Source organism: Metapseudomonas phytobenefica, assembly GCF_043392685.1.
Lineage (GTDB): Bacteria > Pseudomonadota > Gammaproteobacteria > Pseudomonadales > Pseudomonadaceae > Metapseudomonas.
On the sequence record NZ_JBHZGM010000002.1, the window covers coordinates 201901 to 215814 of the forward strand.

Consider the following 13914-nt stretch of genomic DNA (forward strand, 5'->3'; position numbering starts at 1 on the left):
CGGTTCGCTTGGCGATTGAGATCGCCCCCGCAACACGTCGCCCACTGGCCCTGTGGCAGAATGCTCCGCCCAGGAGATCGCCATGCCCCGCCCGAGTTGCCCGCGCTGCCAGCGCCCCGAATCCCATTGCCTGTGCCCGCTGATTCCGCACCTGCTCTGCCGCACCCGCGTGCTCCTGCTGCAGCATCCGAGCGAGGTCGGCCATGCGCTGAACACCGCGCGCCTGGCCGCGCTGGGGCTGGAGAATGCCGAGCTGCGGGTCGGTGAGCGTTTCGACGATCTGGCGGACCTGCTGGCCGATTCCCGCTATCGCGCATGCCTGTTGTTCCCCGGTGAAGATGCCCGGCCCGTGGCGGAAGTGGCCGCTGCTGATCCGCGTCCGCTCCTGCTGGTGGTGCCTGATGGCACCTGGCGCAAGGCGCGCAAGCTGCTCTACCTCAACCCCGAACTGGAAGTCCTGCCCAGGGTGGCCCTGCCCGAGGGCCTGAGCTCCCGCTATCGCCTGCGCAAGGCGCCCATGGCCGGCGCGCTGTCCACCATCGAGGCCATAGTCGCCGCCCTCGACATCCTTGAGGCGCCGAATCGATTCGATGAGCTGCTGCGGCCATTCGAGGCCCTGATCCAGGGGCAGATCGAGGCGATGGGAGAGGAAACCTTCAGGAAGAATCACGGCTCCCACACATGCGTCACCGCTCGCGCATCGCTTCCTGGCGCGCCTTGAGCACCGGTTTCAGCAGGTAATCCAGCACGCTCTTCTGGCCGGTGATGATGTCCACGGTGGCGACCATGCCGGGGATGATCAGCAGCGGGTGGTCGTCATTGCCCAGGTGGCTTTTCTCGGTGCGTACCTGGATCAGGTAGAAGCTCTTGCCTTCCTCATCCTGGATGGTGTCGGCGCTGATCAGTTCCAGGTTGGCCTTGAGGCCGCCGTAGATCGTGTAGTCGTAGGCGGTGAACTTGACCATCGCTTTCTGCCCTGGGTGGAGGAAGGCCACGTCCTGCGGACGGATGCGCGCTTCGATCAGCAGGCTGTCTTCCAGCGGCACCACTTCGGCCAGGTCGCTGCCGGGCTGGACCACGCCGCCGATGGTGTTGACCTTGAGCTGCTTGATCACGCCGTGCACCGGCGAGACCACGGTGGTGCGGCTGACGCGGTCGTCGATGGCCTTGCTGGTGGAGGTGATCTTCGACAGTTCGGTGCGTGCCTCGTTGAGTTCCTTGAAGGCGTCGGAGCGGAACGACAGTCGGCTTTCCTCCATTTTCCGCTCGATCTCCGCAACCGCGGCCTCGGCGCGGGGAATGGCCAGGTTGGTGGCTTCCAGCTCGCCGCGGGTTTCCACGGCGCTGCGCTGCAGGCGGAGGATTTCCACCTGGGAGATGGCGCCGGCCTTCACCAGCGGCTGGGACATGTTCAGCTCCTGCTGGATCAGCCCCAGGCTGGAGCGGTACTGCTGGCTCTTGGAGCGGAATTCGGCCAGCTCCTGCTTCTTCTGCCGCAGTTGTTCGCTGAGGATGCGCTGCTCGCTTTCCAGGCGCTGGTTGCGTGCGCGGTAGAGCGCTTGCTCGTCTTCGGCCAGTTGCGGCGCGTCGCGGGTGATCTCCTCGGGCAGGGCCATTTCGCGGCCCTCGGCCTCGGCGGACAGGCGTTCCACCCTGGCCATCAGCGCCAGGCGGTCAGCCTCGGTCTCGCCCTTGTTGGAGAGGAAGCGGGTGTCGTCCAGACGCAGCAGGACGTCGCCCTTGTCCACCACCTGGCCCTCGCGTACGAGGATTTCCGAGACGATGCCGCCCTCCAGGTTCTGGATGATCTGCACCTTGCTGGACGGAATCGCCTTGCCTTCGCCAGTGGTGACTTCCTCCAGCACGGCGAAGTGCGCCCAGGCCAGCGCCACCAGCAGCAGGGTGCAGGCCACCCAGACGGTAATGCGGGTCGCCTGTGGCGAGTCTTCCACCATGGCGCCGGCGACTTCCGGCATGAACTCGGCGTCGGCGCCATTGCGGCGGCCGAAGTAGGAATGGGGTGTTTCGGCGCTGGCCATGCTGTGTCTCCTCAGGCCGTGCCCTGACCGATGCGGCCTTTGCGCAGGGCGTCGATGACGGTGTCCTTGGGTCCGTCGGCGACGACCTGGCCGTTGTCCAGCACCACCAGGCGATCCACCAGTGCCAGCATCGAGCTGCGATGGGTGATGAGGATCAGCGTCTTGCCCGCCGACCAGGTCGCCAGGCGCTGGCGCAGTTGTTCTTCGCTGGAGTTGTCCATGGCGCTGGTGGGTTCGTCGAGCACCAGCAGCGGCGGGTCGAGCAGCAGCGCGCGGGCCAGCAGCACGGCCTGGCGCTGGCCGCTGGAAAGCAGCTGTCCGCGCTCGCCCACGGGACGGTCGTAGCCTTGCGGATGCTGCCGGGCGAGGTCGGCGACGCCGGTCAGCTCGGCCACTTCGAGCATGCGTTCATCGCTGACGTAGCGCGCCCCGAGGGTGAGGTTGTCGCGCAGGCTGCCGGCCAGCAGCGGCAGGTCGTGGCTGACGTAGCCGATCTGCTGGCGCAGGTCACCGATATCGGTCTGCCGCAGGTCGATGTTGTCCAGCAGCAGCTGGCCTTCGTCCGGCGCGTAGAAGCCGAGGATCAGCCGCGCCAGGGTGCTCTTGCCCGAGCCACTGCGGCCGATGATGCCGATGCGCTCGCCGGCGGCCGCGCGCAGGCTGACCTTGTTCAGCGCCGGAGCGTTCTGGCCGGGATAGCGGAACTCCACCTGGCGCACTTCCAGATTGCCCTTGAAGGTCTGGTGTTCCAGCGGCTGCTGGCAGACTTCACGCTCCTGGGGCAGGGACATCAGGGCGTCGGTGGATTTCATCGTCAGCCGCGCCTGCTGGTAGCGGGTGATGAGCCCGGCGATCTGTCCGAGGGGGGAGAGCACGCGGCTGTTGAGCATGTAGCAGGCCACCAGGGCGCCGACGCTGAGATTGCCGGCGATGATGCTGTAGACGCCGCTGACGATCATCGCCATCCCGGCGAACTGTTGCATGAACAGCGTGCCGTTGGTGGCCAGGGCACAGAGGAAGCGGGCATGGCTGTCCAGGCGGGTGAGGGCGCCGTGGGTGTGTTCCCAGCGATGCTGGCGCTCGCCTTCGGCGCCGCAGGCCTTGAGGGTTTCCAGGCCCGATAGGGTTTCGATCAGCAGCGCCTGGCGTTCGGCGCCCAGGGCCAGGCTGCGCTGCACGGTATCGCGCAGGCGCGCCTGGATGATCCAGGCGAAGATCGCGGTGATCGGGAACGCGAGGATCGGAATCGCCACCAGCGGTCCGCCGAGCAGGCCGATGACCAGCAGCATCAGTACCGAAAAGGGCAGGTCGATCAGGCTGGTGAGGGTCACCGCGGTGAGGAATTCGCGCAGGCCCTGGAAGTCGTGGATGCTCTGGGCGAAGCCGCCGATGGTGGCCGGCCGCGCCTTGACCGACATGCCGACGATGCGTTCGAAGAGCGTGGCCGAGAGCACCACGTCGGTCTTCTTGCCGGCGCTGTCCAGCAGGTTGGCGCGCAGCACCCGCAGCAGCAGGTCGAAGCCGGTGCCCAGCAGCAGGCCAATGGCCAGGACCCAGAGCGTCGAGGTGGCCTGGTTGGGTACGACGCGGTCGTAGGTCTGCATCACGAACAGCGGCACCATCATGCCCAGCAGGTTGATCAGCAGGCTCGCCAGCATGGCGTCGGCATAGAGCCAGCGGGACAGCCGCAGGGTGTCGCGGAACCAGGAAGTGACTCGGGGTACCAGCGGTGCGTGGGTTTCCTCCAGTTCGTGGCGCGGGCGGGCGAACAGCGCGCTGCCGCTGTATTCCAGGGCGAGGATTTCCATGGGCACCCACTGCTCGCCACCGTCGGCCTCGCAGGGCAGGATCAGTGCCCGGCCCTTGCCGTCGAAGCGCGTCAGCACCGCACTGCGGCCACCCTTGAGGAGCAGCAGCAGCGGCAGGTTGAGCGGCGAGATGCTGGCAAGCTCGCGACGCAGCAGGCGCCCCTGCAGGCCGGCGCGAGCCGCTGCGCGGGGCAGCAGCTCGGGGGACAGGCGCTGGCCCGGCAGCGGCAGGCCGCTGCTCAGGCTGGCTCGGCTGGCCGGGCGGCCGTGCAGGCGGCAGAGAATCAGCAGGCCGTCGAGCAGCGGGTCGTCATGGCCCTGCCGCGGATCCCTGGGACTGTCAGTCCGTTCCATGGTGGTCATGGTGGTGGATCCCATCTGGATGACTACATATCCGGCAGGTGGGCATCGCTCTTAACTTCACTGAGGGCGACGGCCTCTGCCGGGACCACGACTTTCTGGCGACGCAGCAGGTCGCCCATGGCCGAGAGCACCCGGTACATGGAGAACTCTTCGGTGTAGCGCACTTCCACATAGCGGCGGTTGGCGGTGAAGAGTTCGTTCTCGCTGTCCAACAGGTCCAGCAGGGTGCGCTGGCCGAGGCCGAATTGCTGTTGGTAGGCCTCGCGGACTCGGGCGGTGTAATCGGCGTAGGCGCGTGCCTCGGGAGTCTGCTTGCGGGCGTTTTCCATGGCGTTCCAGGCCAGCGAGAGGTTCTCGTTGAGCACCCGCAGGGCGTTGTTGCGGATGTCCATGGACTGGTTGATCTGGTGGGCGGCAGCCTGCAGGCGGGCCTTGTCGCGCATGCCGTTGAACAGGTTGTAGTTCATCACCACGCCGGCCCGCCAGGTGTTGTAGTGGCCCTCGTCACCCTGCACGTTGTCGTCGGCGGTGGTCGCCAGCTCGGCATCGAAGCGCGGGTAGAAGGGCGCCTTGGCGGATTCGTACTGGCTCTCGGCGGCCTGCACGTCGGCCTGGGCCGATTTCAGCAGGGGGTTGGTGTCCATAACGCCCTGTCGCGCGGCGAGCAGGTCGGCGGGCATCTCGGCCTTGATGCTGGGCGGCGCCACCAGTTCATCCGCCGGTATGCCCACGGCGCTGAAGAAGCTGGCCTCGGCATCGGCCAGGTTCACTTCCTCGGTGTAGAGGTTGTTCTTGGCCAGGGCCAGGCGCGCTTCGGCCTGGTCGAGATCGGCGGTGCTGCCCACGCCGCGCTGGCTACGCAGGCCGATCTGGTCGTGGATACGTTCGTGGGCCAGCAGGTTGTTCCTGGCCAGCGTGACCATCTCGCGCCGCTTGAGCACGTCCAGGTACACCTCAACAGTGCGCAGCGCCAGGCTCTCGGCGGTGCCCAGGGTGAAGTAGGCGCGGGAGTTCACCACCGCCTTGGTACGTGCCACTTCGTTGGGTGTATTGAAACCGTCGAACAGCATCTGCCGCAGGCGCAGTTCGGCATCACGGAAATTCAGGGTTTCCTTGTTGTGATTGCCGAGTTCGCGGGTACTGGGGCTGTCAGTCTGTTCCCGACCTATGCCGGTTATCAGGTCGACGGTCGGTAGGTACCCGCCTTTGGCGATTTTCACCTCTTCGTCGGCGACCAGTCGATTCTGGGCGCTGGAAAGCAGTTCGGGATGCTTGTCCAGGGTGCTCTGAATGGCGTCCGTGAGCGTCATGGCCTGGATTTGCGTGGAGGCCATGGCGATAAGCATGCCGGTCCACAGTGGGGTGAGTGCGCGCATTTTCTGTCGTTCTCCATTTCGGTTCTTGGCTTCCTGGCGCCGAAAAATTGGCGAAAGTCCATAGCAAACCGTTTCAGGCTTGTAACATCAGAGCTAAGAACAACTTTTGAGCAGCCTAAGAAGAAATTTTCACAAGGTTTATCAGGAAAAATTCTTATGCACTCGTCGGAAATCCAAGACATCTTTTGGCCAGCAGTTCGCATGTTCTGGGGCGCTCAGGCCTCCCGTGCGAACACGCATCATGGTCAGGCACAAATCAAGAAACACAGGGGCGGGGTGAAATCGGAGTAGTGGTTCGGCGCCGGAGCGGGTGACGTTTTATTGACTTCATATTTTTCTGGCGCCGTTCTTCGCCCCCGAATGCTTCTTCACGTACCCGTAGTGCGGTTCGGACGTGCCGTGGCCCTCTTTGACTGGGATCGGCGCTGCCCGACTGGCAGCACGCGGTGCGGGAGGAAGGAATCATGGCTGGATCAATCGGGGTCGTACGGCAGGTCGTGGGTGAAGTGTTCGCGGTGGCGGCCGATGGCTCGCGCCGCCCGCTCACCGAAGGCGACCGGGTGTTCGCGGGTGAGCAGCTGGTCACCGGCGCCCAGGGTGCGGTAGCGGTCAGGCTCTCCAACGGGCAGGAGCTGGTGCTGGGCCGCGACAGCAGCATGCCACTGAGCAATGCGCTGCTGGCCGGCGCCCCTGACGCAGGCCGATCCGGCACCGACGAGATGCCGGCCGCACCCAGCCAGCAGGACCTCACCGACGTCGAGAAACTGCAGGCCGCCATCCAGGCCGGCGTGGACCCGAGCCAGGTCGCCGAAGCTACTGCGGCCGGCCCTGGCGGCGGCGCCGGTGGCGGCAACGCAGGCGGTGGCCACTCCTTCGTGCTGCTGGGCGAGACCGCTGGCCGTGTCGATCCCGATATCGGCTTCCCCACCGGCCCGATTTCCTTCGGCGTGGAATTCCCGCAGCCGGAAGTCGGCATCCCCGACATTCCGGAGCCGGAAGCCGTACCCGTGAATGGTGTGCCGGTCGCCCGTGACGATGCCCAGGGCATCGCTGAGGGCGACGACAGCGTGCAGGGCAGCGTCCTGAACAACGACGACGGTGGTCCGGACCTGCCCACGACCTTCGTTTCCTGGCAGGCGCCCGGCGCCACCAGCGGGCCCAACGGCAGCCTGCTGGTGAATACGCCCTATGGCGTGGTGACCCTGAACCCGGACGGCAGCTACAGCTTCCAGCTGGCCAATGGCACTCCGGCAGTGGAAGGGCTGGCGGAAGGGGAGACCGTCAACCTCGACTTCGGCTACAGCATCCAGGACAGCAATGGTGACCAGAGTTCCGCAAACCTGGTCATCACCATCATCGGCAGCAACGACATTCCCACCATCGAAGTCAGCACTCCCGGTGCGGAAGGGGATTTGGCCCAGGTGTTCGAGAAGGGGTTGGCGGGCGGCAGCAGCGCCGGCGACGGCAGCACCGTCACCACTGGCAGCTTCACCGTGGCCGACTCGGACGGCCTGGCCAACCTGAAGACCCTGAGCGTCGGCAGCCTGACGGTGGACCTCACCAGCAGCGGCTTCGCCAGCCTGGTGGGGCAGAGCTTCGCCACTGCCCACGGCACGGTGCTGATCACCGGCTACAACAATGGCACCTACAGCTTCAGTTACACCCTGACCGAAGCCACTACCGATGCCGCCGGTCCGGAGACGGACGGCTTCCTTATTACCGTGAGCGACGGCCTGGCCAACGCCTCAGCCACTGTCAGCATCGAAATCGTCGACGACCTGCCGACCGCCAACCCGGACAGCGGCAGCCTGGTCGAGGACGGCGTGCCGTCGAGCCTGAGCGGCAATGTGCTGGACAACGATGCGAGTGGTGCCGACCAGCCGAAGAGCTTCACCAGCTGGAACGGCGTGGCCGGGGTAGTGCCCGGCGACAACGGCAGCCTGCTGGTGAATACGCCCTATGGCCTGGTCACCCTGAATGCCGACGGCAGCTACAGCTTCGTGCTGGCCAACGGTTCGGCGGCGGTGGAAGCCCTGACCGAAGGCCAGCAGGTCAGCCTGCAGTACGCCTATTCCATGCAGGACGGCGACGGCGACCCGAGCAATTCCACGCTGACCATCACCATCATCGGCAGCAACGACATTCCCACCATCGAAGTCAGCACTCCCGGTGCGGAAGGGGATTTGGCCCAGGTGTTCGAGAAGGGGTTGGCGGGCGGCAGCAGCGCCGGCGACGGCAGCACCGTCACCACTGGCAGCTTCACCGTGGCCGACTCGGACGGCCTGGCCAACCTGAAGACCCTGAGCGTCGGCAGCCTCAGCGTTGACCTCACCAGCAGCGGCTTCGCCAGCCTGGTGGGGCAGAGCTTCACCACCGCACACGGCACGGTGCTGATCACCGGCTACAACAATGGCACCTACAGCTTCAGTTACACCCTGACCGAAGCCACTACCGATGCCGCCGGTCCGGAGACGGACGGCTTCCTTATTACCGTGGGCGACGGCCTGGCCGAGGCTTCGGCCAACGTCAGCATCGAGATCGTCGACGACCTGCCGACTGCCAACCCGGACAGCGGCAGCCTGGTCGAGGACGGCGTGCCGTCGAGCCTGAGCGGCAATGTGCTGGACAACGATGCGAGTGGTGCCGACCAGCCGAAGAGCTTCACCAGCTGGAACGGCGTGGCCGGGGCAGTGCCCGGCGACAACGGCAGCCTGCTGGTGAATACGCCCTATGGCCTGGTCACCCTGAATGCCGACGGCAGCTACAGCTTCGTGCTGGCCAATGGCACGCCGGCGGTGGAAGCCCTGACCGAAGGGCAGCAGGTCAGCCTGCAGTACGCCTATTCCATGCAGGACGACGACGGCGACCCGAGCAATTCCACGCTGACCATCACCATCATCGGCAGCAACGACATTCCCACCATCGAAGTCAGCACTCCCGGTGCGGAAGGGGATTTGGCCCAGGTGTTCGAGAAGGGGTTGGCGGGCGGCAGCAGCGCCGGCGACGGCAGCAATGTCACCACTGGCAGCTTCACCGTGGCCGACTCGGACGGCCTGGCCAACCTGAAGACCCTGAGCGTCGGCAGCCTCAGCGTTGACCTCACCAGCAGCGGCTTCGCCAGCCTGGTGGGGCAGAGCTTCACCACCGCCCACGGCACGGTGCTGATCACCGGCTACAACAATGGCACCTACAGCTTCAGTTACACCCTGACCGAAGCCACTACCGATGCCGCCGGTCCGGAGACGGACGGCTTCCTTATTACCGTGAGCGACGGCCTGGCCGAGGCTTCGGCCAACGTCAGCATCGAGATCGTCGACGACCTGCCTGCCGCCAAGGCCGATAGCGCATCAGTGGGCGAGGGCGCCACGGTGGACGGCAACGTGGTCACGGGCGCCGGGTTGGGCTCTGTGGCGGATGTGTTCGGCGCCGACGGTCGCCCATCGCCGACTACCGGCGTGGTGGGCGTGCGCACTGGTGGGGACACCTCGACCCATGTGTCCGGCGGCGTGGGCGTGCCCATCGATACCGGCCTGGGCATCCTGGTGCTGAATGCCGATGGCAGCTACAGCTACACCAGCCATGCCAACAGCGTGGGCCAGTCAGGGGCGGTCGATACCTTCACCTACACCATCGTCGATGGTGACGGAGACTTCAGCACGACAACCCTGACCATCAACGTTTCCAACTACACCGTGGTGGGCAGCGTGCAGGCAGGCTCCGACAACGATGTGCGCGAAGCCGCGCTCAGCATCGGTTCCGAGCCGGCCAGCAATGACGAGTTCGCCAGCGGCACCCTGGTGGGTAGCGGTGGCAACGGCCCCTACAGCTTCAGCCTGGCAGCTGGTGCAGGCGTCGGTGAGTACGGCCAACTGGTGGTCAACAGCAATGGTTCCTACACCTACACGCTGCTGAACGCGCCCAAGGTCAATCCGGGCGACAACGGCAACAACACGCAATTCACCGAGACCTTCACCTTCACGGTGACCGATGCCAACGGCAACACCGGCACCGGCACCCTGACCATCGACATCATCGACGACGTGCCCGATGTCAGCGTGAAAGGGCTGGACGGACTGGTGGTGGAAGTGGACGAAACCAACCTCGGCACCACTGCCAGTACCAGCTTCGCCGGTGCCTTTGAACGGGAATTCGGTGCCGATGGCGAGGCTGCCAGCAACGCCATCACCTACAGCCTGGATGTGAAGTCGCCGGGGGTGGAAAGCGGCCTGCTGGACAGCGAGACGGGCGACAGCATCCATCTGTTCAAGGAAGGCGCGGACATCGTCGGGCGCGTGAGTGGCGGTGGGCAACTGGCCTTCCGCCTGAGCGTGACCGCTGAGGGTATGGTGACCCTGGTGCAGGCGCGCGCCATCGTGCACTCGCCCGATAGCGGGCCCGATCAGGCAGCGACTCTGTCCGCCGCCGACCTCATCGCCCTGGCCGCCACCATTACCGATGGCGATGGCGACAAGGACAGCGCGACCCTCGACCTCGGCAATGCCATCAGCTTCCGCGATGACACGCCCACCGTGACCAGCAATGCCCTGGTGCAGCTGGATGACGATGCACTGCCCGGCGGCATCGCGGGTGGGGCGGGCGATGACGCGGATTCGCTGAATACCTCCGGCACCCTCGGCTTCAGCTTCGGTGCCGACGGCCCCGGCAGCGTCCAATGGCTGACCACAGGCAGCCCCGACGGCTTCACCTACGAAAAATCCGGCAGCGACCTGCTGATCAAGCAGGGTTCCACCACGGTCCTCAAGGTAACCCTGGACAGTGCCACGGGCGCCTACACCGTCACCCAGCACGCGCCCATCCAGCATGCGCCGGGCGGGCAGGAAAACGACCAGCAGTTCACCCTGACCTACCAGGTCACCGACAAGGATGGCGACAGCGTCAACGGCACGTTGAACATCAAGGTCGACGACGATACTCCGCAGGCCGTGAACGATGTGGCGGACGTCGCCGAGGGCAGCGGCCAGGACTTCAACGTGGTATTCGTCCTGGACTTCAGCCGCAGCATCGACAACACCGAACTGAACACCATGCTGAATGCGGTGCGCAATGCCGGGCAGACGCTGTTCAATACCACCGATGGCGACGTCCGCATCCAGGTGGTGGCCTTCTCCAGCACCGCGACCTCCTATCCGGTGGTGACCGATGTCGATGACTTCACCAACCTGATCAACAGCCTCAACCCGGCGCAGGGCGGCACCCGCCCGCTCAATGACTTTACCGACTTCACCGCGGCCATCGAGCAGACCATGGCGGTCTACACGCCCTTGCCGAACTGGAGCAACCAGGTCTTCTTCATCAGTGACGGCAATCCCAATGAGCAGAATGGTCCGGGAGGTACTTCCCTGACCACGAGTGTGTCGAACCAGTGGAACACCTTCGTCGACAGCAACGGCATCAATGTGACCACCATCGGCGTGGGCGATGGCATCAACCTCGAGCGCCTGCAGGACGTGGACCTCGATGGTACTGGCTCACCGATCATGGTGGAGGCCTTCGAGGACCTGGTGGAAACCCTGGCCAGCCAGATCGTCGGCGGGGTGGTGTCCGGCAATGTGCTGCTGGGCAGCGACAATGCCGTGGGGGGTGGCGATGACGACGCCTTCGGCGCCGATGGCGCCGGCCGCATCCTGTCCATCCAGATCGGCACCACCACCTACACCTGGAACGGCAGCGGCAGCATCAACCTGAGTACTGGCGGCAGCATCCTCGGCAGCCAGTTGAATGAGATCACCACGCCCGAGGGCGGCAAACTGAGCTTCAACTTCACCGATGGGGCCTGGACCTACGTCGCGCCGAAGGACGTGGCCGCGGACACCAGCGAGAGCTTCACCTACACCATCATCGACAAGGACGGCGACCCCTCAAGCGCTTCCCTGACGGTGCGCATCGAAGACGCCGCGCCGGTTATCGGCAAGGTGGACGAGGACGAGCTTCCCCATGGCATCACCGACGGCGACGCCCAGACCACTGTGGTCTCCGGCAACCTCAGTGAGCTGCTGGTAGGCACGCCGGCCGGCGCGCAGTTCAGCGTGGCCGCTGTGCCGCAGGCAATGCCTGCGCTGACCTCCGACGGTGTGGCGATCACCTATGCGCGGGTCGGCGATACCCTGGTGGCCACGGCGGGCACGGATACCGTGTTCACCCTGAAGGTGGAAAGCAACGGCAACTACACCTTCACCCTGTTGGGCCCGCTGGACCATCCCGCCGGCGCGGGCGGTGACGAGCAGATCCTCACCCTGAACCTGACGGGGGCGCTGCAGGCCAGCAATGGCAGCGGCAGCCTGCCGCTGGCGGGCGACTTGCTGATCCAGGTGGAGGACGATGTGCCGATGATTCTCGCGGCCTCGAACCTCGTTTACTCCAACGACAACAACCCGGCAGGCGCATCGGGGATCTTCATCTACAACACCGGGGCCGATACCCGTGGCAGCGGACCCTACTCGGCCTCGGATTCGGACTTCGCCGGCATCAGCCTGAGCGGCAATGTCGGCGGCACGGCGATCTCCTCGACCGCGGTGACCTGGCAGTCGGAGTCGGCCACCAGCGCGACCTTCGACATCAGCTTCATGTATGCCCCCAACCCGGCGAGCCCGACTACCCTGACGGGGGCCAGCGGCACCCTGGTGTTCGACAAGGTCAATGGCACCTATACGGTGTCGCTGGACGAGCCGATCGAGGGCTTCAGCATCTTCAAGACCAGCACCTCGCTCAGCATCACCGGCTACGAATTGAACAGCACACAACCGGACAACACCCAGCCGGCAGTGTCGGTGGTGAAACTGGCTAACGACTTCTACGTCCAGTACACCGCGTACTCCGAGCCCGGTAGCGGCACCGGCAGCAACAACCTGCAGGCAGGCACCAACGATCCCACGGTATTCACCAATGGCGAACTGTTCAGCCAGGCTGCTTCCTGGGTCAGTGTGAGCAATCAGGCCAATGGCGTGGGTGGCGACACCATCGGCAAGGGCGAGGTCCTGGACCTGAACTTCTACACCTCCAACCCCTTTGGCAATGTCGGCGTCGAGCCGACCGGCCGCGCGGAGGGGATGTTCCTGAAGTTCGACGGGGTCAATAACGAAGACGTAGTAGTGGTGCTCAAACTGATCGGCGCGGGCGGAGTCAAGACCACCCGGGCGCTACTGGTAAGCGCCAACGACATCATGACCACCAACAGCGTGGCGCTGGCCGCTTATGGCATCACGCTGGACAACAACGACGGCGCCATCGTCATCGAGAACAACGATTTCAATGCGCCCGGGGAGAACTGGCAGATCTACGGTGCCCAGGTTCTCACCAGCGTCGAAGGCATCACCACCACCTCGGCCATCAACTTCAATTCCGTGATGGGCAGTGGCGGGGCCTCGGATGTGAATAACGTATCCGGTTTCGGCTCCTCGGCGACCGACAACGACGTCCTCAAGATTTCGGATGTCGGCTTCATCACCAGCGAGACGAACACCCTGGATACCAACCTGGACTTCCAGGTCGGGGTGAAGGATGCCGACGGCGACACCACGGCTACCCAGAATCTGCATGTGACCCTGGAGGCGGGCACCACCTTCGTCGGCACCGCGGCCGCCGATGCGATCCATGGCACCACTGGAGATGACAACCTGTCGGGCCTGGGCGGAGACGATGTGCTGGTCGGCGGGCTGGGCAACGATGTGCTGAACGGCGGGGCCGGCAGCGACACGGCGTCCTATGAAAACGCCACCTCCGGGGTCACGGTGAACCTTGCGCTTGTTGGCCCACAGGACACCGGCGGCGCAGGGCTGGATACCCTGATCGAGATGGAGAACCTGCTCGGCTCGAACTTCAATGATGTGCTGACCGGCGACAGCGGCAACAACCTGCTGGTGGGCAACGGTGGGGATGACCTGCTCATGGGTAACGGCGGGAGTGACTCGCTCATGGGGGGCGACGGCGCCGACACCTTCAAGTGGCTGGCCGGTGAGACTGGTACCACCACCATCATCGACTTCACCCCGGGACAGGACACGCTGGACCTGTCGCAACTGCTCACCGGTGAGCACAGCGACGCGGGAAGCCTGGACGACTTCCTGACCATGGCCTTCGGCACCAGCACCACCATCACCGTGGATACCAACACCGCGGCCAATCCGGGTGGCACCGGACAGACGATCGTGCTGGAAGGCGTGAACCTGCAGGCAGCCTACGGCGCCGCCGACACGGCGTCGGTGATCACCCACATGCTCGACGACGGTTCACTGAAGGCCGATGTCTGATCCGAATTCCGGGCCCGCCTTCGCGGCGGGCCCGGAGCGTGGAAAGGGCGTGAGGAAGGAA

Annotated in this window: 5 protein-coding genes; 2 read left to right on the forward strand and 3 right to left on the reverse strand. The window is 65.2% G+C overall.

What is annotated here, in order from left to right:
- Positions 1–82: 82 nt before the first annotated feature.
- Positions 83–721: a tRNA-uridine aminocarboxypropyltransferase gene (locus tag ACFW0B_RS03080; protein WP_449146485.1), complete on the forward strand. Its 639-nt coding sequence runs from the start codon at positions 83–85 to the stop codon at positions 719–721.
- Here ACFW0B_RS03080 and ACFW0B_RS03085 read toward each other — a convergent pair.
- Genes ACFW0B_RS03085 through ACFW0B_RS03095 form a run of 3 tightly spaced genes read right to left on the reverse strand, consistent with a single transcriptional unit; the run spans position 687 to position 5586 of the window.
- Entirely contained in the window at positions 687–2039 is a 1353-nt protein-coding gene (locus ACFW0B_RS03085; RefSeq protein WP_449146486.1) for an HlyD family type I secretion periplasmic adaptor subunit, read from the reverse strand. The two genes, ACFW0B_RS03080 and ACFW0B_RS03085, sit on opposite strands and share 35 nt — an antisense overlap.
- A gap of 11 nt (positions 2040–2050) precedes the next feature.
- Positions 2051–4210 carry a type I secretion system permease/ATPase gene (locus ACFW0B_RS03090; RefSeq protein ID WP_449146487.1) on the reverse strand — a complete coding sequence of 720 codons (2160 nt, stop codon included), beginning with the start codon at positions 4208–4210 and terminating at the stop codon, positions 2051–2053.
- Positions 4211–4233: 23 nt separating this feature from the next.
- Positions 4234–5586: a TolC family outer membrane protein gene (locus ACFW0B_RS03095; RefSeq protein WP_449146488.1), complete on the reverse strand. Its 1353-nt coding sequence runs from the start codon at positions 5584–5586 to the stop codon at positions 4234–4236.
- A gap of 464 nt (positions 5587–6050) precedes the next feature.
- On the opposite strand from ACFW0B_RS03095, the gene ACFW0B_RS03100 reads away from it, so the two are divergent.
- Complete coding sequence (locus ACFW0B_RS03100) at positions 6051–13853, forward strand: retention module-containing protein (RefSeq protein WP_449146489.1); 7803 nt, start codon at positions 6051–6053, stop codon at positions 13851–13853.
- The last annotated feature ends 61 nt before the right edge of the window (positions 13854–13914 follow it).